The 22222-nt window shown below is 66.3% G+C and carries 15 protein-coding genes; 13 read left to right on the forward strand and 2 right to left on the reverse strand.

Annotated features, from left to right (window positions below):
• Positions 1-155: 155 nt before the first annotated feature.
• The 13 genes from ftsW (at position 156) to ligA (ending at position 18463) form a co-directional block, all read left to right on the forward strand.
• Positions 156-1307, forward strand: coding sequence for a putative lipid II flippase FtsW (gene ftsW / locus E4K64_RS07160; protein ID WP_135162888.1), 1152 nt, complete (start codon positions 156-158; stop codon positions 1305-1307).
• A gap of 178 nt (positions 1308-1485) precedes the next feature.
• Positions 1486-2586, forward strand: coding sequence for an undecaprenyldiphospho-muramoylpentapeptide beta-N-acetylglucosaminyltransferase (murG, locus tag E4K64_RS07165; protein ID WP_135162889.1), 1101 nt, complete (start codon positions 1486-1488; stop codon positions 2584-2586).
• Between the two features lie 86 nt (positions 2587-2672).
• Positions 2673-3503, forward strand: coding sequence for a class I SAM-dependent methyltransferase (locus E4K64_RS07170; protein ID WP_135162890.1), 831 nt, complete (start codon positions 2673-2675; stop codon positions 3501-3503).
• Between the two features lie 219 nt (positions 3504-3722).
• Positions 3723-5126, forward strand: a complete 1404-nt coding sequence (murC, locus tag E4K64_RS07175) for a UDP-N-acetylmuramate--L-alanine ligase (RefSeq protein ID WP_135162891.1) — start codon at positions 3723-3725, stop codon at positions 5124-5126.
• A 238-nt stretch (positions 5127-5364) separates the two neighbouring features.
• Positions 5365-6285, forward strand: a complete 921-nt coding sequence (gene murB / locus E4K64_RS07180) for a UDP-N-acetylmuramate dehydrogenase (protein ID WP_135162892.1) — start codon at positions 5365-5367, stop codon at positions 6283-6285.
• Between the two features lie 132 nt (positions 6286-6417).
• Positions 6418-7404, forward strand: a complete 987-nt coding sequence (locus E4K64_RS07185) for a D-alanine--D-alanine ligase family protein (protein WP_167771871.1) — start codon at positions 6418-6420, stop codon at positions 7402-7404.
• 350 nt (positions 7405-7754) lie between these two features.
• Positions 7755-8783 carry a cell division protein FtsQ/DivIB gene (locus E4K64_RS07190; RefSeq protein WP_135162894.1) on the forward strand — a complete coding sequence of 343 codons (1029 nt, stop codon included), beginning with the start codon at positions 7755-7757 and terminating at the stop codon, positions 8781-8783.
• Complete coding sequence (gene ftsA, locus E4K64_RS07195) at positions 8780-10102, forward strand: cell division protein FtsA (RefSeq protein WP_126255276.1); 1323 nt, start codon at positions 8780-8782, stop codon at positions 10100-10102. The genes E4K64_RS07190 and ftsA overlap by 4 nt, the downstream gene beginning before the upstream one ends.
• 87 nt (positions 10103-10189) lie before the next feature.
• Entirely contained in the window at positions 10190-11992 is a 1803-nt protein-coding gene (gene ftsZ / locus E4K64_RS07200) for a cell division protein FtsZ (protein ID WP_135162895.1), read from the forward strand.
• Positions 11993-12354: 362 nt separating this feature from the next.
• Positions 12355-13317: a UDP-3-O-acyl-N-acetylglucosamine deacetylase gene (gene lpxC / locus E4K64_RS07205; protein WP_126255278.1), complete on the forward strand. Its 963-nt coding sequence runs from the start codon at positions 12355-12357 to the stop codon at positions 13315-13317.
• Between the two features lie 246 nt (positions 13318-13563).
• The gene (locus E4K64_RS07210) at positions 13564-14454 is read left to right on the forward strand and encodes an outer membrane protein assembly factor BamD (protein ID WP_135162896.1); all 891 of its coding nucleotides are present in this window, start codon (positions 13564-13566) and stop codon (positions 14452-14454) included.
• Between the two features lie 13 nt (positions 14455-14467).
• Positions 14468-16156 carry a DNA repair protein RecN gene (gene recN / locus E4K64_RS07215; protein WP_135162897.1) on the forward strand — a complete coding sequence of 563 codons (1689 nt, stop codon included), beginning with the start codon at positions 14468-14470 and terminating at the stop codon, positions 16154-16156.
• A 159-nt stretch (positions 16157-16315) separates the two neighbouring features.
• Positions 16316-18463, forward strand: coding sequence for an NAD-dependent DNA ligase LigA (gene ligA / locus E4K64_RS07220; protein ID WP_135162898.1), 2148 nt, complete (start codon positions 16316-16318; stop codon positions 18461-18463).
• Positions 18464-18631: 168 nt separating this feature from the next.
• On the opposite strand, the gene E4K64_RS07225 is transcribed toward ligA, so the two are convergent.
• Together E4K64_RS07225 and E4K64_RS07230 are read right to left on the reverse strand one after the other, a co-directional pair.
• Positions 18632-19906 (reverse strand): multidrug effflux MFS transporter, encoded by a 1275-nt coding sequence (locus E4K64_RS07225; protein ID WP_135162899.1) that lies wholly within the window; start codon positions 19904-19906, stop codon positions 18632-18634.
• Positions 19907-20216: 310 nt separating this feature from the next.
• Positions 20217-22046 carry an aminopeptidase P family protein gene (locus tag E4K64_RS07230; protein WP_135162900.1) on the reverse strand — a complete coding sequence of 610 codons (1830 nt, stop codon included), beginning with the start codon at positions 22044-22046 and terminating at the stop codon, positions 20217-20219.
• Positions 22047-22222: the final 176 nt, after the last annotated feature.

A 22222-nucleotide genomic window follows, 5' to 3' on the forward strand; every position in this document is an offset into this window, starting at 1 on the left:
GGGCCCCGGCTCTGCAGCGCACCACGCCGCAAAGGGGCGGCGCGCTGCGCTGCGTCCGGGGCACGAGACTCTCTACAACTTGATCCATCATGTTAACCCCCCGGTAACCAACCTCGGCGACCAATGGACGGACCTCTGTCCGAAAGCGGTCGCCCATGCTCTCCCGTGAAGAACGCACCCCCTTTTCCGAGTGGTGGTGGACCGTCGACAAGCCGCTGATGGGCGCCATCGTGGCGCTGATGCTGACCGGCGTGATCCTGTCGCTGGCGGCGAGCCCGCCGGTTGCGACCCGCATCGGGCTCGATCCCTTCCACTTCTTCAGCCGCCACGTGCTGTTCCTGCTGCCGTCCTGCATCGTGCTGCTCGGGGTGTCCTTCCTGTCGCCGCGCGCGATCCGCCGCTCGGCCCTGATCATCTTCGCGGCGAGCATCATCCTGATCGTGCTGACGCTCGCCATCGGCCCGGAGGTGAAGGGCTCGCGGCGCTGGATCACGCTGCTCGGCGTCAACATCCAGGCGTCCGAAATCGCAAAGCCGTCGTTCGTCGTGATCGCCGCCTGGCTGTTCGCGGAATCGACCAGGCGCCCGGAGATGCCGGCGACCACGATGGCGCTGGTGCTGCTCATGATGCTGGTCGCGCTGCTGGTGATGGAGCCCGACTTCGGCCAGACCATGCTGGTCCTGATGGTGTGGGGCTCGCTGTTCTTCATCGCGGGCATGCGCATGATCTGGGTGTTCGGCCTCGCAGGTCTCGGCGCGGCCGGTCTGTTCAGCGCCTATCTGTTCGTCCCGCACGTGGCGGGGCGCATCAGGCGCTTCATGAATCCGGCCTCCGGCGACACCTTCCAGGTCGATACCGCCATGGAGGCCTTCTACAACGGCGGCTGGTTCGGGCTCGGACCGGGCGAGGGCATCGCCAAGCGCAGCCTGCCGGACAGCCATACCGACTTCGTGTTCGCGGTCGCCGCCGAGGAGTTCGGCATCATCCTGTGCCTGGCCATGCTGGCGCTGTTCGCCTTCGTCGTGATCCGTACGCTGTCGCGCGCCTATGCCAATGAGGACATGTTCTCGCGCTTCGCCGCCTCGGGTCTTGCGATTCTGTTCGGCGTGCAGGCGGCGATCAACATGTCGGTCAACCTCCAGCTCATCCCGGCCAAGGGCATGACGCTGCCGTTCATCTCCTATGGCGGCTCCTCGATCGTGTCGCTCGCCTATGGCGTCGGTATGATGCTGGCGCTGACGCGGCTCCGCCCGCGCACCGAGGTCGAAGCCAGCGGCCACGCCGAGGCGATGCGCAGCTACGCGTAACCGCGCTCGTGTCCCGGACCAGCGAAGCGCAGATCCGGGACCCAGAATGCCGCAACCATGGGCCCCGGTTCAGCAGCGCACCACGCCGCAAACGGCGGCGCGCTGCGCTGCTCCCGGGGCGCGGGCACCGTCGTTGCGGCTCGCAATGACCGCTGACAGCCTGTAAAACTCCCTCACCATGGACAATTCCCCCCTGATTCTTCTCGCCGCGGGCGGCACCGGCGGCCATCTGTTTCCGGCCGAGGCACTCGGTGTCGAATTGATCCGGCGCGGCTATCGCGTCCGCCTCGTCACCGACGAGCGCGCGCTGCGTTATAGCGGGCTGTTCAGCAAGGACATGATCGACGTCGTGGCGAGCGAGACCGCGCGCGGCCGCAATCCGCTGCAACTCGCCTATGCCGGCCTGACGCTCGCGGCCGGCACGCTGTCAGCCTACGCCCTGATCAAGCGGTTGAAGCCCGTCGCCGTCGTCGGTTTCGGCGGCTATCCGACGCTGCCGCCGCTGGTCGCGGCGAAATTCGCCGGCGTGCCCGGGATCATCCACGACGCCAACGCGGTGCTCGGCCGCGCCAACCGGTTCCTGTCGAGCCGCGTGCGCGCCATCGCAACCTCCTTGCCCGGTGTGCTCGACCGCGATCCCGCGCTAGCGGGCAAGACCACGACCGTCGGCACGCCGATGCGGCCGGCGATCCTCGCGGCCGCGGCGGTGAAATATGCCGCGCCCGAGGTGAACGGCCCGCTGCGCCTGCTCGTCGTCGGCGGCAGCCAGGGCGCGCGCATCATGGCCGACATCGTGCCCGGTGCGATCGAGCGGCTCGAGCCTGCGCTATGGAGCCGCCTCGTCCTCACCCAGCAGGTGCGCGAAGAGGACATGAGCCGCGTGCGGGCCGTCTACGACAAGCTCAAGATCAAGGCCGAGCTCGCGCCGTTCTTCACCGATTTGCCGGCGCGGCTCGCCTCCAACCATCTTGTGGTATCGCGCTCCGGCGCCGGCACGGTGGCCGAGCTCGCGGCGATCGGCCGGCCCTCGATCCTGGTGCCGTTGCCGGGCTCGATCGACCAGGACCAGTTCGCCAATGCCGGCGTGCTGGTCAAGGTCGATGGCGCGATCCGCATCCCGCAGACCGAGTTCACTTCCGACCGGTTGGCGTCCGAAATCTCCGGCCTGGCCGCCGAGCCCGCGCGCCTCGCCGCGATGGCTGCGGCCGCGAAGGGGGCGGGGCGGCTCGATGCGGCCGAGAGGCTTGCGGACCTCGTGGTGAAGACCGCCGGAATTTAGCGTCGGCGCCGTTCAAGCTTGCACATGGGTCGCTCGGCTCGATGGTCGCACGCGCGGCACGTTCGTGCCCGGCGGAGGATTTGTTGGTGGCAGGCCTGCTGATTCACTCCCTCGCGGAGTTTTCCGATCTGGTCCTCGAGGCGCTCAGGCTCGCGGATGCGCGCGAGATCGTCGAGATCGGCTCGGAATATGGTGGCATGTCGCCTTTTCTTGCCGCGCATTGTCGTGGGTGCGGCGGCCGCCTCACCGCCATAGATCCCGCGCCGAAGCACGAATTCATGGAGTGGCTGAAGATCAGTCCGGACGTTCGCCATCTTGCAAAAACCAGCCTGGAGGCGTTCGCCGATGTTGACGAGGCCGATGCCTGGGTCGTCGATGGCGATCACAACTGGTACACGGTCTACAACGAGCTCGGCCACATCGATGCGATCAGCCGTCGCGCCGGCAAGCCGCTTTTGGTCTTTGTGCACGACATCGGCTGGCCGTGTGGTCGGCGCGATTTCTACTATGCGCCCGAGCGAATTCCACCCGACTATCGCCATGCCTACAGCTTCGACGCCGGCGCGGTTCCCGGTCAGGCAGCCCTCATCAAAGGGCGCGGCTTTCGCGGCATGGGCCAGTTCGCGTTTGCCGAGGTCTCCGGCGGTGCGCGCAACGGCGTGATGACGGCGATCGACGACTTTCTGGCCGAGGCGCTCAGGGGCGGCCGCGAGCTCGGCTTTGCAGAGGTCCCGGCCGTATTCGGGCTCGGCGTGATCTTCGATCTGGACGCGTCGTGGAGCGCGCCGCTCGCCGATCTCCTGTTGCCGTATCATCAGAACAAGCTCATTGGCGCGCTCGAGGCCAATCGCCTGCGCAACTATCTTCGCGTGCTCGATCTCCAGGATGAGGCGGCCGCGCGAACCGCCTCCCTCTGACCGAAGCGGCGACTTGGGTCCCCGTGCTCCGAGCGCGGGCCTCGCGGTCCGCGAAACCGGCCAAAATGGGGCATCCAAGCGGGAAATTACCTCGTTTGGAGGCCGCACCGGGCTTGTCCCGATCCGCCCGGTCTTGCATGAAGTGGAGGAGATTCGCCGCTGGCCGGCCACGACAGGGGCGATGTTGCGGCCGCAGCCGGAATAGACAGAGATACAGCCATGAGACTGCCGCGCGAGATCGGACCCATCCACTTCGTCGGGATTGGCGGGATCGGCATGAGCGGGATCGCCGAGGTGCTGGTCAATCTCGGCTATGCCGTGCAGGGCTCCGACGCTTCCGACAATTATAATCTCGACCGTCTGCGCAAGAAGGGTGCGAAGGTCTCGGTCGGCCACAAGGCCGAGAATGTCGACGGCGCCGAGGTGGTCGTGGTCTCCACCGCGATCAAGCGCGACAATCCGGAACTGATGGCGGCGCGCGAACGTCGCATTCCCGTGGTGCGCCGCGCCGAGATGCTGGCTGAGCTGATGCGGCTGAAGAGCTGCGTCGCCATCGCCGGCACCCACGGCAAGACCACCACGACGACGATGGTTGCAACGCTGCTCGACGCCGGCGGACTCGATCCCACCGTCATCAACGGCGGCATCATCAACGCCTACGGTTCCAACGCGCGTCTCGGCGCCGGCGACTGGATGGTGGTGGAGGCCGACGAGAGCGACGGCACATTCCTGAAGCTGCCGACCGATGTCGCGATCGTCACCAATGTCGACCCCGAGCATCTCGACCACTTCAAGACCTTCGAGGCCGTGCAGGACGCCTTCCGCCATTTCGTCGAGAACCTGCCGTTCTACGGCTTTGCCGTGATGTGCATCGATCATCCCGTGGTGCAGAGCCTCGTCGGCAAGATCGAGGATCGCCGCATCATCACCTACGGCGAGAATCCGCAGGCCGATGCGCGGCTGGTCGATCTCACCGCGGGCGGCGGCGGCTCGAAGTTCAAGGTCGTGATCCGCGACCGCAAGGCCGGCACCATGCACGAGATCGCCGATCTCGCGCTGCCGATGCCGGGCCGGCACAACGCCTCCAACGCGACGGCGGCGATTGCGGTCGCGCATGCGCTCGGTGTGTCGGACGAGGCGATCCGCACGGCGATGGCCGGCTTCGGCGGCGTCAAGCGCCGCTTCACCAAGACCGGCGAGTGGAACGGCGTCACCGTCATCGACGATTACGGCCATCACCCCGTGGAGATCGCAGCCGTGCTGAAAGCAGCGCGCGATTCCTACACCGGCAAGGTGATCGCCGTGGTGCAGCCGCATCGTTACACCCGTTTGCAATCGCTGTTCGAGGAATTCTGCACCTGCTTCAACGACGCCGACGCGGTGATCGTGGCCGACGTCTATGCCGCCGGCGAAGTGCCGATCGAGGGCATCGACCGCGACCATTTCGTCGAAGGTCTGCGCGCCCACGGCCATCGCGAAGTGATCCCGCTGCCGGCGGCTTCGGAGCTCGCGGCCATCGTCAAGGGACTGGCAAAGTCCGGCGATCTCGTCGTGTGCCTCGGGGCCGGCAACATCACGCAATGGGCCTATGCCTTGCCGGGCGAATTGAAGGCGCTGGGGTGATCGAGAGAATGTCGCGTCATCGTCGAGCACCGCCCGTGTGGCTACCCCTCTCCCTACCCCTCCCCCGCAAGGGGGGAGGGAACCCTTCCGCCCGTGCGTCCCTCACTCTCCCAAAGCATCAGACTGTAGCTGTAATACCAGGTGAGGTGAGCACGCCCGTCAGGCTCCCTCCCCCCTTGCGGGGGAGGGTTGGGGAGAGGGGTAGCCACAAACTCCGACTTCGCTTGGGGCTTGCGGCATGAGCTTCCCCGACATCACGCCCGCTCTCAAAGCCGCGATGCCAGACTTGCGCGGCCGGCTGCTCGCCAACCAATCGCTCGCCGAGCTCACCTGGTTTCGCGTCGGCGGCCCGGCGCAGGTGCTGTTCACGCCGGCGGACGAGGACGATCTCGCTTACTTCCTCGCGCATCTTTCACCCGACATTCCGGTCTATGTCGTCGGCGTCGGCTCCAACCTCATCGTGCGGGACGGCGGCATCGCGGGAATCGTGATCCGCCTGGCGCCGCGCGGCTTTGGTGAGGTGAGCGCGAGCGGCGATGTCGTCACCGCGGGCGCGGCCGCACTCGACAAGCGGGTGGCGGAAGTGGCAGCCTCCGCCAATATCGGCGGGCTCGAATTCTATTTCGGCATTCCCGGCACGATCGGCGGCGCCTTGCGCATGAATGCGGGCGCCAATGGCGGCGAGAGCAAGGACGTGCTGATCGAGGCGAGGGGTGTCGGGCGCGACGGCGCCAAGCACGTGTTCTCCAATGCCGACATGAAGTTCGTCTACCGCAACAGCGGCGTCGATCCTTCCATCATCTTCACCTCGGCGCGCTTTCGCGGTGAGATCAGGGACACGGAGGCGATCCGCGCGCGCATGGCGGAGGTGCAAAGCCATCGCGAAACGGCGCAGCCGATCCGCGAGAAGACCGGCGGCTCCACCTTCAAGAATCCGCCGGGCCATTCCGCCTGGAAGCTGGTCGACGCCGCCGGCTGCCGGGGCCTGCGTGTCGGCGGCGCGCAGGTCTCGGAGATGCACTGCAATTTCCTGATCAACACCGGCGATGCCACCGCGCACGACATCGAGACGCTGGGCGAGACCGTGCGCGAACGGGTGAAGGCGAATTCCGGAATCGAGCTACACTGGGAAATCAAGCGGATCGGGGTGTCCGCGTGAATGTCGTTCCGGGGCTCGCGAAGCGAGAACCCGGAATCCATTGGGCCGCAGAGACGGTGGAGAAATGGATTCCGGGCTCGCGACTTCGTCGCGCCCAGGAATGACGAAATGGAGAGATTTCGGGCTATGACCATGCGCATCACCATCCTCTTCGGCGGCTCCAACCGGGAACGTCTGGTCTCGGTCGCCTCGGCCCAGGCGCTGCATCAGGCGCTGCCCGAGGCCGATCTCTGGTGGTGGGACATCGAGGACAAGGTGCATGTCGTGCAGTCCAAGCAACTGCTCGAGCATGCTCGCCCGTTCGAGGACGAGTTCAAGCCGGGCACGCGTGGCATCCCCTTGGAGCAGGCGCTCGACCAGGCCAAGGCCGAGGGGCGCGTGCTGGTGCTCGGCCTGCATGGCGGGCGTGCCGAGAACGGGGAATTGCAGGTGATGTGCGAGGCGCGCGGCGTGCCCTTCACCGGCTCGGGCTCGGCCTCCTCGCATCTTGCCTTCGACAAGTTCGCGGCTAAGCGGTTTGCCGCCCTCGGCGGCGTGACGCCGCCGGCAAACATTGCGCTCGACGACATCGACGAGGCCTTTGCCGAATACGGCAGGCTGATCGCAAAGCCGGCGCGCGACGGCTCGAGCTACGGCCTGATCTTCGTCAACGCCAAGCAGGATCTCGTCGCCGTCCGGAACGCCGCCAAGCACGAAGATTATGTCATCGAGCCCTACATCGCCGGCGTCGAGGCGACCTGCGGCGTGCTGGAGCGCACCGATGGCTCCATCATCGCGCTGCCGCCGATCGAGATCATTCCGGGCGAGGGCAATTTCGATTACGCCGCAAAATATCTCCTGAAGTCGACTCAGGAGATCTGCCCCGGCCGTTTCGCACCCGAGATCACCGCCGCGCTGAAGGCGCAGGCGATGCTGGCGCACCGCGCGATGTCCTGCACCGGCTATTCCCGGTCGGACTTCATCGTCTCGGACAGGGGCCTGGTCTATCTCGAGACCAACACGCTGCCCGGGCTGACCAAGTCCTCGCTCTACCCCAAGGCGCTGAAAGCCGAGGGCATCGCATTCGTCGACTTCCTGCGCGACCTGGTGGAGCTCGCGGAGCGGGGCGTCCGGAAATAATTAGGACTGGTTAACGGCCGGATCGGCGAAACGGGCCGGTTTGGCGCCCAAAACCGGTAAAATGCCGGATATCGCGGCATAACAGCCTCACATAACGGGGCAAAATGCGCACGTCGTTAACGAATTTTACCTTTTGTTTACCAGGACGTCCGAAGGTTAACGCTGGCGGCGCATATGGCGCTTTGGCTGCCGGCGCGTGAGCTGTCGCGGGTGATGTCACCTCCAGCGAACGCTTTGAAGGGGAGAGGTTTTCTTCTGCTGAAGACCAGCACCCGGCCCGGCACGTCCAGGACGTCATGTTCGCCAGGATCCGCGCGATGTCGCGGGCAAACTGTTGACGAGCTCGTGCAATGGATGGAGCAGGAAGCCTCACCCGGTCCCTTTTCAGATCGCTGAGGCCCCAAGCTGACCTGAAGGCGGCCGCTGTCGGAGCGGTCGTGCTTCTGCGCGAGTGGCTGCAGGACAAGCGCGCCGAGGCGCGCGCCGCCGCCAAGGACAAGATCAAGACCAAGGCCAGGGCCAGGGCCGTCGTCGAGCGCGAGCCGCCGCCGCGTGTGGTCGCGCTGGTCGAGCGCTATCTGCCGCGCCGGGTCGGGATCAGCATGACCGTGCTGCTGCTGATCGGCAGCTGCGGCTTCGGCATCGTCAAGGGCGGCCATCTCCAGGATTTCATCACCGCGGTCAGCGATGCCCGCAACGCGCTGGCCAATTCCGCCGGCTTCCGCATCACCTCCGTCGTGATCAACGGCCGCAAGCAGCTCACCCAGGACGAGATCCTGGCGATCGGCGGCGTCAGCGGCCGGTCCTCCCTGCTGTTCCTCGATGCCGACGCGGTGCGCGACAAGCTCAAGGCCAATCCCTGGATCGCGGATGCGACCGTGCTGAAGCTCTATCCGGGCCAGCTCATGATCGAGCTCACCGAGCGCAAGGCGTTCGCGCTGTGGCAGGAGGCCGGCCGGCTCTCGGTCATCGCCGACGACGGCGCCGTGCTCGAGCCTTACGTCTCTCGCCGCTTCCTGTCGCTGCCGCTCGTGGTCGGCAAGGGCGCCGAGACTCAGGCCCGCGATTTCCTGGCGCTGCTGGCGCGCTATCCGCAGGTCAATGCGGTGACGAAAGCCGCGATCTACGTCGGCGAGCGGCGCTGGAATCTGAGGCTCAAGGACGGCCTCGACATCCGTCTGCCCGAGCAGGACGTCGGCAAGGCGCTCGCGATGCTGTCCAAGCTCGACAAGGAGGACAGGCTGTTCTCCCGCGACATCGTCGCCGTCGACATGCGCCTGCCCGATCGGCTGGTGGTGCAGCTGTCCGAGGACGCCGCCAAGGCGCGAGAAGATCTGTTCAAGGACAAGAAGAAAAAGAAGGCCGGGGATTCCGCATGACCGGTCTCGATCGCACCCAGACGCCGAAGACGCGCCAGATGCCGCACAAGCGCGGCGGCCTCGTCGCCTGCCTCGACATCGGCACCAGCAAGATCGCCTGCATGATCGCGCGGCTGAAGCCGTCGCCGCCGAGCGAGGCGCTGCGCGGCCGCACCCATGCGGTGGAACTGATCGGCTACAGCCAGATCCAGTCGCGCGGCATGAAGTCCGGCGCGGTGATCGATCTCGGTGAATGCGAGCAGGCGGTGCGCCAGGCCGTCGCGCTCGCGGAGAAGATGGCCAAGGTGCGGGTCGAGTCCGTGCTGCTCTCGGTCTCCGGCGGCCGGCTTTCCGGCCAGCTGGTCGAGGCCGCCGCCGACATCCGGGGTGGTGCCGTGACCCAGGCCGACGTCAGCCGCGTCACCTCCACCGGCATGCGTCATGCCACCGGCGAGGGCCGCACCGTGCTGCATGCGCTGCCGGTCGGCTACACGCTCGATGGCGTCAAGGGCATCCGCGACCCCCGCGGCATGGTTGCCCATCAATTCGGCGTCGACATGAACGTCGTCACCTGCGACGCCACCGTGGCGCGGAACCTGATGCTGGCGGTCGAACGCTGCCACATCAATGTCGAAGCCATGGCGGCGAGCCCTTATGTCGCCGGCCTGTCGGTGCTGACCGACGACGAGGCCGATCTGGGCGCTGCCGTCGTCGAGATGGGCGCCGGCACCACCACGATTGCCGTTTATTCAGGCGGCCGTTTCGTGCATGCGGCGGGTTTTGCGGTCGGCGGGCAACACATCACGATGGATCTCGCGCGCGGACTCTCCGCGACCATTGCCGATGCCGAGCGAATCAAGACGTTATACGGGACCGTCATCACCGGCGGATCGGACTCGCGTGAGCTGATGTCTGTGCCGACAGCCGGTGACGAGCAGGATCTGCCGCAGATCGTCTCTCGCGCCACCATCGCCAACATCGTCAAGCACCGTGCCGAGGAAGTCTTCGAAATGGTTCGGGACAAGCTGAAGGATTCGCCCTTCGCCTCAGAGCCCAACGGCCGCGTCGTGCTCTCGGGCGGCGCCTCGCAGCTCACCGGCCTCGTCGAGCTCGGCACCCAGATTCTCGGCCGGCCCGTGCGGGTCGGACGTCCGCTCGGCTTCGGCCGGCTGCCCAACGAGGCGAAGAACGCCGCGTTTGCGGTGCCGGCCGGACTCCTCGTCTACCCGCAATATGTTCACCTCGAACATGTCGAACCGCGGCATACGCGGCACCAGGTCAAGACAGGGACCGGCGGTTATTTCGGAAAGGTCGGACGATGGCTACGCGAGGGCTTCTGATGATTCATTTCCGCAATTCCCGACTTTCACCAACTCCCGCGGCCGCCGGCCGGGGCGAACCCACGCGCGCGTGATCGAGAGGCAACCATGACCATCAGCATCAATGTTCCTGATATTCACGAACTGAAGCCCCGGATCACCGTGTTCGGCGTCGGCGGCGCCGGTGGCAACGCCGTCAACAACATGATCACGGCCGGCCTTCAGGGCGTCGACTTCGTGGTCGCCAACACCGACGCGCAGGCGCTGACGATGTCGAAGGCGCAGCGCATCGTGCAGATGGGCACCGCGGTCACGCAAGGGTTGGGCGCCGGTTCGCAGCCGAACGTCGGCGCCGCTGCGGCGGAAGAGGTGATCGACGAGCTGCGCGACCATCTCTCGGGCGCCAACATGGTGTTCGTCACCGCCGGCATGGGCGGCGGCACCGGCACCGGTGCGGCTCCCGTGATCGCCAAGACCGCGCGGGACATGGGCATCCTCACCGTCGGCGTCGTCACGAAGCCGTTCCACTTCGAGGGCGGCCGCCGCATGCGCACCGCCGAAGCCGGTATCGCCGAGCTGCACAAGGTCGTGGATACGCTCCTGATCATCCCGAACCAGAACCTGTTCCGGGTCGCCAACGAGAAGACCACCTTCGCCGACGCCTTCGCGATGGCCGACCAGGTGCTCTATTCGGGCGTCGCCTGCATCACCGACCTGATGGTCAAGGAAGGCCTCATCAACCTCGACTTCGCCGACGTCCGCGCCGTCATGCGCGAGATGGGCAAGGCGATGATGGGCACCGGCGAAGCCTCCGGCGACAAGCGCGCGCTGACCGCCGCGGAAGCCGCGATCGCCAACCCGCTGATCGACGATAGCTCGATGAAGGGCGCCAAGGGCCTCCTGATCTCCATCACCGGCGGCAAGGATCTCACCCTGTTCGAGGTCGACGAAGCCGCCACCCGCATCCGCGAGGAAGTCGACCAGGACGCCAACATCATCGTCGGCGCGACCTTCGACGAAGCGCTCGACGGCCTGATCCGCGTCTCGGTCGTCGCCACCGGCATCGAGCAGGCCGCGATCGCCCGCAACAGCCAGGCCACCTCCGCCCCCGTCGCAAACCCGGCCCCGCAGGCGCAGCAGGCGCCCGCAGCTCCGGCCGCGGCCGCCGAGAGCCGTCTCGCCGACCTGACCGCGCGGCTCCGCGCCGACAATCAGCGCATGGCCGAGCGCGCCCAGAAGCTGGAAGCGCAGATCCCGGCCGCAGGCCAGGCTCAAGCCGGTGCCGCGCCGATGGCGCCCCGTCCGAACGTCGAGCGCGCCGCGCTCGCCGCCATCGCGGCTGCCGTTGCGGACGTTCCGCAGTCCCCGGCGCCGATGCAGACCTACGGCGACGTCACCGTGCGCCCGATCGCGCAGAAGCCGACCCTGTTTCCGGAGCCCGAGCAGGCCCCGGTCGCGATGCAGGAGCCGATGACGCCCGAGACCTTCATCCCGCCGCAGGCCGAGCGCCCGGTCCGTGCGCCGCGGATGCCGCGCATCGACGAGCTGCCGATGCCGGCCCAGGCCGAGCTTCGCCAGGCTCGCGGTGAGGTCGAGGAGGAGGCGCCGCAGAAGAGCCGCCTGTCGTTGCTGCAGCGCCTCGCCAATGTCGGCCTCGGCCGTCGCGACGAGGAAAGCGAGCCGCCGGTCGCGGCCCGCACCGCCGGCCCCGCGATGCCGCCACTGCCCGAGCGCCGTCCGCAGAAGTCCGTGGCGCAGCAGATCGCATCGAGTGAACCGGTATCCGAGTATGCCCGGCGGCCCGCTCCGCAGGGCCTGGACATGCATGGCCGTCCCGCGCCTGTTGCGCCGGCGCCACAGGGCGACGACCATCTTGATATCCCGGCCTTCCTGCGGCGGCAGGCGACCTGAGGATTGTTACAATAAGGCAGACGAAAAGAGGTCCCGGCAACAAGCTTGCCGGGACCTTTCCTTTTGTCCCGTGCATGCCCGGATTGTGCAGCCAAGCAACTGATTTTAAATCATTAATCACGCATTCGGATGTTCGGTAGAATTGCCGGCAGCGGCCCAAAAGCTCGGCGCAATTTGGTTAAGCCTTGGCGCGAATACGGCGGGTTTGGGGTAACAATCGGTAAAAAAGCGTGAGTTGGCGCTGTTTCAGGCAGTGACTATGGTTTGGCGTGACTTGGGGATACGGATTCGCGGGCGCCGGCACTGGCCGGCCAAGTGGGTCTCGTATAAGTCGCAGTGGGTCGTAGTGGGGCGGGTTCCTGATGAAATTTAGCCGGCAAACAACGCTTGGTGCGCAAGCCTCGGTGGCAGGCGTGGGCGTTCATTCCGGTCTTCCCGTCACTCTCACGCTTGGGCCCGCGCCTGTCGACGCGGGTTTTGTTTTTATCCGGACAGGCCTCGAGGGAAGTGATCGCGAAGTTCAGGCGACGGCCGATCAGGTGATCGCGACCGACTTCGCCACCGTCCTTGGCGACCGCAGCGGTCCGCTGGTCTCCACTGCCGAGCACGTGCTTGCTGCACTGCGGGGGATGGGTGTCGACAACGCCACCATCGAGATCGACGGTCCGGAAGTGCCGATCATGGACGGCAGCGCCGCAGCCTTCATTGCGGCGATCGACCAGGCCGGCATCGTGACCCAGCCGGCACAGCGCCGCTTCATTCAGGTTTTGAAGCCGATCTCGGTCAAGATCGGCGATTCCTTCGGCGAAATCAGGCCCCATGCCAACGGGTTCTGCGTCGAGGTCGAGATCGACTTCACCAACCCCGTCATCGGCCAGCAGAGCTACACTTTCGACCTCAGCCCGGAACGTTTCCGCCGCGAAGTCGGCCGGGCCCGGACCTTCGGTCTGATGTCCGATGTCGCGCGGCTCTGGAGCGCGGGTTATGCCCTCGGCGCCTCCTTCGACAACACCGTCGTGTTCGACGACGAGCGGCTGCTCAACACCGAGGGCCTGCGTTACGCCGACGAATGTGCCCGCCACAAGGTGCTGGACGTGATCGGCGATCTCTCGCTGGCCGGTCTGCCGCTGCTGGGCGCCTACCGCTCGGTGCGTGGCGGCCACAAGCTCAACCACGCCGTCCTGACCGCGTTGCTGGCTGACCGGACCGCCTGGCGGGTGGTCGAGGGCGAGGCGGTCCGCCGTACCACGCGTCCCGTGGGCGAAGTCGGCCGCGGTATCGTCGGCGGCCGGGTCGCCGCGGCCTACGGGCCGGACGTGTCCTGAACAGGCTGTTGCCGCGGGCCTTTGGCCGCGGCACACCCCCCGGGAAACTCCTGGTAACCATGATCGGCTAGGATTGCGGCAAGTTCGCCTTAATCCGGGCGAAATGCCTGCCTATCCGGTTGGTCAGAGATCGCTTTTCGGATCCATCGGCGTGGTCGCATGGCAGGCACCACGGCACCATATCGCGCCCGTGACGGGGTCATGGGCTGGCGGGCACCGCACCACAGGGCGTCAGGGCTTAAACTCATGTCGGCACAGCGTATGACGCGCGGATATTTCTCGATCTCCTTGCGAGCTCGTGGGCTGCTTCAGGCCGTCACCTTCATGCTGCTCGCGCTGCCGCTTGCCGGCTGCGGCACCGGCTCGCTCTGGGACAAGTTCACCGCCAAGGACGACACCTTCGTCGAGGAGCCCGCCGACAAGATCTACAATGAGGGCCTGTACCTCATGAACGAGAAGAAGGACATGAAGGCGGCGAACAAGAAGTTCGAAGAGGTCGACCGCCAGCATCCTTATTCCGACTGGGCCCGTAAATCGCTGCTCATGTCCGCCTATGCGTCCTATCAGGGCGGTGACTATGACGGCTGCATCGGCGCGGCCACCCGCTACGTCACGCTGCATCCCGGCAGTCCGGATGCGGCCTATGCGCAATATCTGATCGCGGCCTCTCATTACGACCAGATCCCGGACATCAGCCGCGACCAGACCCGTACCGAGAAGGCGATCGCCGCGCTGGAAGAGGTGGTGCGCAAATATCCGAACTCGGAATACGCAACGTCCGCCAAGGCCAAGATTGAAGGTGCGCGCGATCAGCTTGCCGGCAAGGAAATGAACGTCGGCCGCTACTATGCGCAGAAGCGCGACTACACGGCGGCGATCAACCGCTACAAGGCCGTCGTCACCCAGTACCAGACCACCCGTCATGTCGAGGAGGCACTTTACCGGTTGACCGAAGCCTATATGGCGATCGGCATCGTCGGGGAAGCGCAGACCGCGGCGGCCGTGCTCGGCCACAATTTTCCTGACAGCCGCTGGTACAAGGACGCCTATAATCTTGTAAAATCCGGCGGTCTCGAGCCGAGCGAGAATCAGGGGTCCTGGATCAGCAAGACCTTCAAGAAGATGGGCCTCGGCTAGGAAATTTGGTTCCATGCTGGCGCGTCTATCGATCCGCGACATCGTCCTGATCGAACGGCTCGATATCGAATTCGCGGCGGGCCTCGCGGTTTTGACCGGCGAGACCGGCGCGGGCAAATCCATCCTGCTCGATGCCTTTGCGCTGGCGCTCGGCGGCCGTGGCGATGCAGGCCTCGTGCGTCACGGCGCGGAGCAGGGGCAGGTCACCGCCGTGTTCGATGTCCCCAAGAATCACCCCGCGGCGAAGATTCTCGCCGAGAACGGGCTGGACGACACGAGCGTTGAAGAATCTTGCGAGATGATCTTGCGCCGGGTGCAGCTCGCCGATGGCCGCACCCGCGCTTTCATCAACGACCAGTCGATCAGCGTGCAGACGCTGAAGGCGGTCGGCGCCGCCCTGGTCGAGATTCACGGCCAGCACGACGAGCGCGCGCTGGTCGATGCCGCCACCCATCGCCGCCTGCTCGACGCCTTCGCCGGCCTGGAGAAGGACGTCGCCGCGGTCGAGGCGCTCTGGGACGCGCGCCGGACCGCCAACACCGCGCTGGAGGAGCATCGCGCCGGCATGGAACGCGCCGCGCGCGAGGCCGATTATCTGCGCCATGCCTCCGCCGAGCTGAAGCAGCTCGCGCCCAGGGACGGCGAGGAGACCTCACTCGCCCATCGCCGGAGCACCATGATGCAGGGCGAGAAGATCGCCTCCGATCTGCGCGAGGCGCAGGAGGCGGTCGGCGGCAACCATTCGCCGGTCGCAGCCCTCTCGGCCGCGGTACGCCGGCTGGAGCGCCGCGGCGTCAATTCGCCGGCGCTGGTCGAGCCGGCCGTGAAGGCGATCGACGCCGCCATCAACGCGCTGGAGGAGGCCGACCAGCATCTCCAGGCAGCGCTCGCCGCAACCGATTTCGATCCGGCCGAGCTCGAACGCATCGAGGAACGGCTGTTTGCATTGCGCGCCGCCTCCCGCAAATATTCGACGCCGGTCGACGGGCTCGCCGCGCTCGCCGCCAAATATGCCGCCGACGTCGTGCTGATCGATGCCGGTGCCTCGCAATTGAAGAAGCTGGAGCAGGCCGCGATCGAGGCAGATAGCCGCTATGCCGCCGCCGCCAAGAAACTGTCGCTGGCGCGGCAGAAATCGGCCGAGAAGCTCAACAAGGCGGTCAACGCCGAGCTCGCGCCGCTCAAGCTCGAACGCGCCAAGTTCATGACCCAGGTCGAGACCGACGAGGCCGCACCGGGGCCGCAAGGCTTCGACCGCGTCGAGTTTTGGGTTCAGACCAATCCGGGCACCAAGCCGGGGCCGCTGATGAAGGTCGCCTCCGGCGGCGAGCTGTCGCGCTTCCTGCTCGCGCTCAAGGTCGTGCTGTCCGACCGCGGTTCGGCGCCGACGCTGGTGTTCGACGAGATCGACACCGGCGTGGGCGGTGCGGTCGCCGACGCCATCGGCGGGCGCCTGGCGCGGCTGGCCGGCAAGGTTCAGGTGATGGCCGTGACCCACGCCCCGCAGGTCGCGGCCCGCGCCGACCAGCATCTGCTGATCTCCAAGGACGCCCTCGACAAGGGCAAGCGCGTCGCCACCCGCGTCAATGCGCTCGCCGCCGACCACCGCCGCGAGGAAATCGCCCGCATGCTGGCCGGTGCCGAGATCACGGCAGAGGCGAGGGCGGCTGCGGAGAGGTTGCTGAAGGCGGCCACGGCTTAAGCCGTGTTCCGGACGCGCGTAGCGCGAGCCGGGACCCAGAATGCCGCCCCGTGGACCCCGGCTCTGCAGCGCACCGCTGAAGAAGGGCTGCGCTGCGTCCGGGGCACGAGAGTTCTACCGACTTTACCCTCCCGCCCGCTCCGTCGTATCCAAGCACCCATGGCCAGAGCAGCAAAATCGAAACCGCTTCGCGACGTCGCCGATCTCACCAAGGCCCAGGCCAAGGTCGAGCATATGCGGTTGTCGCTCGAGATCGAGGGGCACAACGAGCGCTATTATCAGGAGGACGCGCCGACCGTCACCGACGCCGAATACGACGCGCTGCGCCAGCGCCTCAACGCCATCGAGAAGCGTTTCCCGGAGTTCGTCAGCGCGGACTCGCCCTCGCAGAAGGTGGGCGCCGCGCCGTCGGGGCGCTTCAAGAAGGTGCGGCATTCCGTTCCCATGCTGTCGCTCGACAACGCCTTTGCCGAAGAGGACGTGCGCGACTTCATCGGGCGCATCGTGCGCTTCCTGAAGCTCGATGACGGCAAGGTCGATTTCTCCGCCGAGCCGAAGATCGACGGCCTCTCGATGTCGTTGCGCTATGAAGGCGGCGAGCTCGTCACTGCGGCGACGCGCGGCGACGGCGCGGTGGGCGAGGATGTCACCGCCAACATCCGCACGCTCGAAGACGTGCCGCAGAAGCTGAAGGGCCGCAACGTCCCCGAGATCTGCGAGGTGCGCGGCGAGGTCTACATGACCAAGAAGGCGTTCCTCGCGCTCAACGAACGGCAGAAGGCCGAAGGCGGCACGATCTTCGCCAATCCGCGCAACTCGGCCGCGGGCTCGCTCCGGCAGAAGGACCCGACCATCACCGCCTCGCGTCCCCTCGGCTTCTTCGCCTATGCCTGGGGCGAGATGAGCGCGATGCCGGAGGAGACGCAGAGCGGCATGATCGGCTGGTTCGAGCGCTGCGGCTTCAAGACCAACCCGCTGACCAGGCTCTGTCATTCCGTCGAGGGACTGCTCGCCTTCCATCATGCGATCGAGGAGCAGCGCGCAAGGCTCGACTATGACATCGACGGCGTCGTCTACAAGGTCGACCGCATCGACTGGCAGGAGCGGCTCGGCTTCGTCTCGCGCACGCCGCGCTGGGGCATCGCGCACAAATTCCCGGCCGAGCGGGCCATGACGGTGCTGCGCGACATCGAGATCCAGGTTGGACGCACCGGCTCGTTCACGCCGGTCGGCAAGCTCGAGCCGGTCGGTGTCGGCGGCGTGATCGTGCAGAACGTCACGCTGCACAACGAGGACTACATCAAGGGCATCGGCAACAAGGGCGAGGTGCTGCGCGAGGGGCGCGACATCAGGATCGGCGACACCGTCGTGATCCAGCGCGCCGGCGACGTCATCCCGCAGGTGGTCGATGTCGTGCTCGACAAGCGGCCGAAGGGAGCCAAGGAATTCCACTTCCCGAAGAAGTGCCCATGCCCGCTGCACACCGACGTCGTGCGCGAGGAGACGGCGGCGGGCGAGGAGGGCTCGCGCGCCCGCTGCACTGGCGAGTTCGCCTGCCCCTATCAGAAGATCGAGCACCTCAAGCTGTTCGTCTCGCGCCGTGCTTTCGACATCGACGGTCTCGGGGAGAAGCAGCTCCAGTATTTCTTCGACGAGGGATGGGTCAAGGAGCCCGCCGACATCTTCACGCTGGAGAAGCGCAATTCCAGGCTCAAGCTCGAAGAGGTCGAGGGCTATGGCGCGACCTCGGTGCGCAATCTGTTCGGCGCCATCGAGAGCCGGCGCAGAATCGCGCTGGAGCGCTTCGTCTATGCGCTCGGCATGCGCCATGTCGGCGAGACCACGGCGCTGGCGCTGGCGCGCGGCTACGGCTCCTGGGATGCCTTCCACGATGCCTGCCTCAAGGTCGCCAAGGGCGACGAGGAGGCGATGGCCGAGATGGATGCGCTCGACCAGATCGGCGACACCGTGATCAAGAGCATCGCCGATTATTTCGGCGAGAGCCACAATCGCGGCATCGTCGAGCGGCTGACCGGGGAGGTCGAGATCGTCGACGCCGAGAAGCCGAGGAGCAATTCGGCCGTCGCCGGCAAGACGGTGGTGTTCACCGGATCGCTGGAGAAGATGACGCGCGACGAGGCCAAGGCCACGGCAGAGCGTTTGGGGGCAAAGGTGTCGGGCTCGGTGTCGAAGAAGACCGATCTCGTCGTCGCCGGTCCGGGCGCCGGCTCGAAGCTCGCCGAGGCCAACAAGCACAGCGTCAAGGTGCTGACCGAGGACGAGTGGCTGAAGCTGATCGGGGAGTGAGGGGCACTTTCTTCTCCTCTTATTTCGCTGTCATCGCCCGGCTTGACCGGGCGATCCAGTACTCCGAGGCAGCTGTGATTGAACCGGTAGGCCGCGGCTTACTGGATCCCCCGCTTTCGCGGGGGATGACAGCGAGTACGCTTTGAAGGCCGTCGCCTACGGCAACCGCTACATCATCCCGCTCTCTTCCTCTTCCGCCTGCTCGATCAGCGCCTCGCTCACCGTCACTTCGCGGCGGGGGACGACGAAGATCATCACGCAGGCGCAGAGCAGCGAGATCGCGAGCACCGCCGAGGTGAGCGGCAGCGTCGTTGCGGAGTGGCCGCCGAGATAGGCGCCGAATTGCGACATCAGCGCGCCGATGCCCTGTTGCAGGAAGCCCATCGCGCCCGAGGCAGTGCCGGCCGCTTCAGGACGGATGCTGATCGCCCCGGCGGCGGAATTCGCCATCACGAAGGCGTTGCCGACCATGACGATCATCTGCGTGCCGAACAGCCAGCTTGGGGCCTCGTTCCACCCGGTAAAGCTCCACAGCAGGTTCAGCAGGCTGCCGCAGAGCTGGAGTGCGAGCCCGAACCAGATCAACTTCTCCAGCGAATGCCTGGGCGCAAAGCGCACGCAGAGCAGGTTGCCGACGAGAAATGCAAATCCCGTTGTCGCGAACCAGGCGCCGTATTCGGCGCTGGTTCGGCCCATCTGCGTCACCACGATATAAGGGCCGCCGCCCGCGAAGGTGAAGATGATCTGTGAGGCCAGCACCTGGCACATCACATAGCCGACAAAGGCGCGGCTCTTGATCAGGATGCCGACGTCGCCACGGAAGCCGCCGCCGCCGGCGCGGCCGCGGCGCGTTTCGGGCAGCGCCAGGGCGATGCCGACGGCGACAATGACCGCAGCGATGGTGATGGCGTAGAAGATCGCGCGCCAGCCGAACGCCGTCTCGATCAGGCCGCCGGTGAGCGGTGAAACCATCTGTCCGATCATCAGCGCCGCGACCACCAGGCTGATCATCGAGGCGACGCGGTCGCGCTCATAGATGTCGCGGATGATGGCACGGCTGATCACCATGCCGGAAGCGCCGCCCAGGGCTTGAAAGAAGCGGGCTGCAATCAGCTGCGGCAGGGTTTCGGCGAAGATGCAGCCGACGCTGGCCGCGACCATCAGCGCCAACCCTCCGAGCAGCACGGGGCGCCGTCCGAACCGGTCGGACAGCGGTCCCATGATCAGCTGCGACAACGCGATGCCGACCATGTAGAGCGACACCGTCATCTGCGCGATGGAGATGTCGCTGCCGAAATTCGTCGCCAGCACCGGCAGCGCCGGAACCAGGATGTACAGCGAGATCGGCGCGATCCCGGTCATCACGACCAGCAGCAGCAGCACCCCGCGCGATGTCGCGAGGTTGCGCGTCCCTTCCGGCGGCTTGCTGATGATGCCGTGCATGCGTGCTCGTCTCGTTGAATTCGAACCGACTGTAACGTCGTTACGCAAGGCGGATATCGGCATTTCGGAATGCGGCTATACGGATTCCGGGATGGTTATGATACGGCGTGAGGCGACCCATTGGGCGCGATCTTCACGCCACAAATTCGGTGTCATCGCCCGGCTTGACCGGGCGATCCAGTACGCCGAGACGGTCGCGGTTGACCCGAGGGGGTGCGGCGTACTGGATTCCCCGCTTTCGCGGGGAATGACAGCTGTGTTGGGGATGCAGCCTTGCGCAAATCGCGTGGTGCCATGCGCGATGACGAGCTTAGGCCTTCAGCTCCGCCGTGGCCTGATCGAGCCAGGCCCGGGTCGCCTCGTCGAGCGCCGGCCCGACCTCGGCGCGGACGCGCGCATGGTAGGCGTTGAGCCAGTCGAGCTCATCCTTGCTCAGCATCGCGGCGTCGATCAGCCGGCGGTCGATCGGCGCGAGCGTCAGCGTCTCGAACGCGTTCATCGGCTTCTCGGCGCCCTTGATGTCGGCGGCGACGACCAGCTCGAGGTTCTCGATGCGGATGCCGAAACCATCGGTCTTGTAGTAGCCGGGCTCGTTGGAGAGGATCATGCCGCGCTTCAGCGGCGTGGTGCCGAGCTTCGAAATGCGCGCCGGCCCTTCGTGCACCGAGAGATAGCTGCCGACGCCGTGGCCGGTGCCGTGCTCGAAATCGACGCCGGCGGCCCAGAGGTATTGCCGTGCCAGCGTGTCGAGCTGCGCGCCGGTGGTGCCGTCCGGGAAGACCGCGCGTGCGATCGCCATATGGCCGCGCAGCACGCGGGTGAAGCGGTCGCGCATCTCGTTCGTGGGCTCGCCCACGGCCATGGTGCGGGTGACGTCGGTGGTGCCGTCTTCGTATTGCGCGCCAGAATCGATCAGCAAGAGGTCGCCGGGCGCGATGCGCCGGTTACTCTTACGCGTGACGCGGTAGTGCACGATGGCGCCGTTCGGGCCGGTGCCGGAGATGGTGGGAAACGAAACGTCCTTCAGTGCGCCGGTGTCGCGGCGAAACGTCTCCAGCGCCTCGACCGCGTCGATCTCGGTGAGCTTGCCGCTTGGCGCTTCCCGGTCGACCCACGCCAGGAAGCGCGCCAGCGCCAGGGCGTCGCGCCGATGCGCCGTCTGCGTCCCCTTGATCTCGGTCGCGTTCTTGACCGCTTTGAGCAGCGCAATCGGATCGCTGCCGCGCACCGGCTTGCCGCCGGCGCCCGCGATAAGCCGGCTGAGCGCGTCGGCCGCCGTGGCGCTGTCCAGTGCGATCGACCCGCCGCCTTTGGCGAGCGCCATCAGCGTCGGCGCCATCGCGTCGGGCTCGCGCACGTCGGCGGACTGCTCGAGATGGTCGCGCGTCAGGTTGGAGAGCTTGCGGTTATCGATGAAGATGGTGGGACGCCCGTCTTTCGGCACCAGCGCATAGGACAGCGGCAGCGGGGTATGGGCGACATCGGCGCCGCGGATGTTGAAGGTCCAGGCGACCGCGTGGCTGTCGGACAGCACCAGCGCGTCGACGCCGAGCTTGCCGATCTCGCTTCTGATCTGCGTCAGCTTCTCGGCTTCCGTGATGCCGGCATGCTGGAGCCCGTGCACGGCGACGGGGGCGAGCGGCGGCTGCGGGCGGTCCTGCCAGATCGCATCGATCGGATTGCTGTCGACGGCAACCAGCTCGGCGCCGGCCTTGGCGCAGGCGGCAGACAGGCGCTCGGCTGCCGCAAAAGTGTGCAGCCACGGATCAAATCCGAGGCGGTCACCGGCTTTCAGATGCGCCGACACCCAGCTCTCCGGCGGCGGGTCGATCAGCGATTCCACGACCCAGGCCTTTGCATCGACCTGCTTGGCGGCCTGAAGCGTGTAGCGGCCGTCGACGAACAATGCGGCCTCCTGCGTCAGAACCACCGCGAATCCCGCCGAGCCCGTGAAACCGGTCAGCCAGGCCAGCCGTTCTTCCGACGGCGGCACATATTCGTTCTGCTGCTGATCGGCGCGCGGAACGACGAATCCGGCGAGCTTGCGACGGGCGAGTTCTTCGCGAAGTGCGGCCAGCCGTGCCGTCAATGCGACGCCGGCCTCCGGCTCCTCGAATGTCTGGAAGTGTGCTTCGAACATGGTGGATCACTTTAGGATCATGGGGATGAGTCCGCAATCTGGACGCATTTACGTCGCATGTGGCATGGACTGTGCTTGAATGGTTCCACTTGAATTGAGTGGAGTAAAGGATGCGGCAGCCGCGCTTCGTCCGGATGACAGCGAAATTCGAGCAGGTGGTTCATCTCAACGGCGAG

The organism is Bradyrhizobium frederickii, from assembly GCF_004570865.1.
Taxonomy (GTDB): domain Bacteria; phylum Pseudomonadota; class Alphaproteobacteria; order Rhizobiales; family Xanthobacteraceae; genus Bradyrhizobium; species Bradyrhizobium frederickii.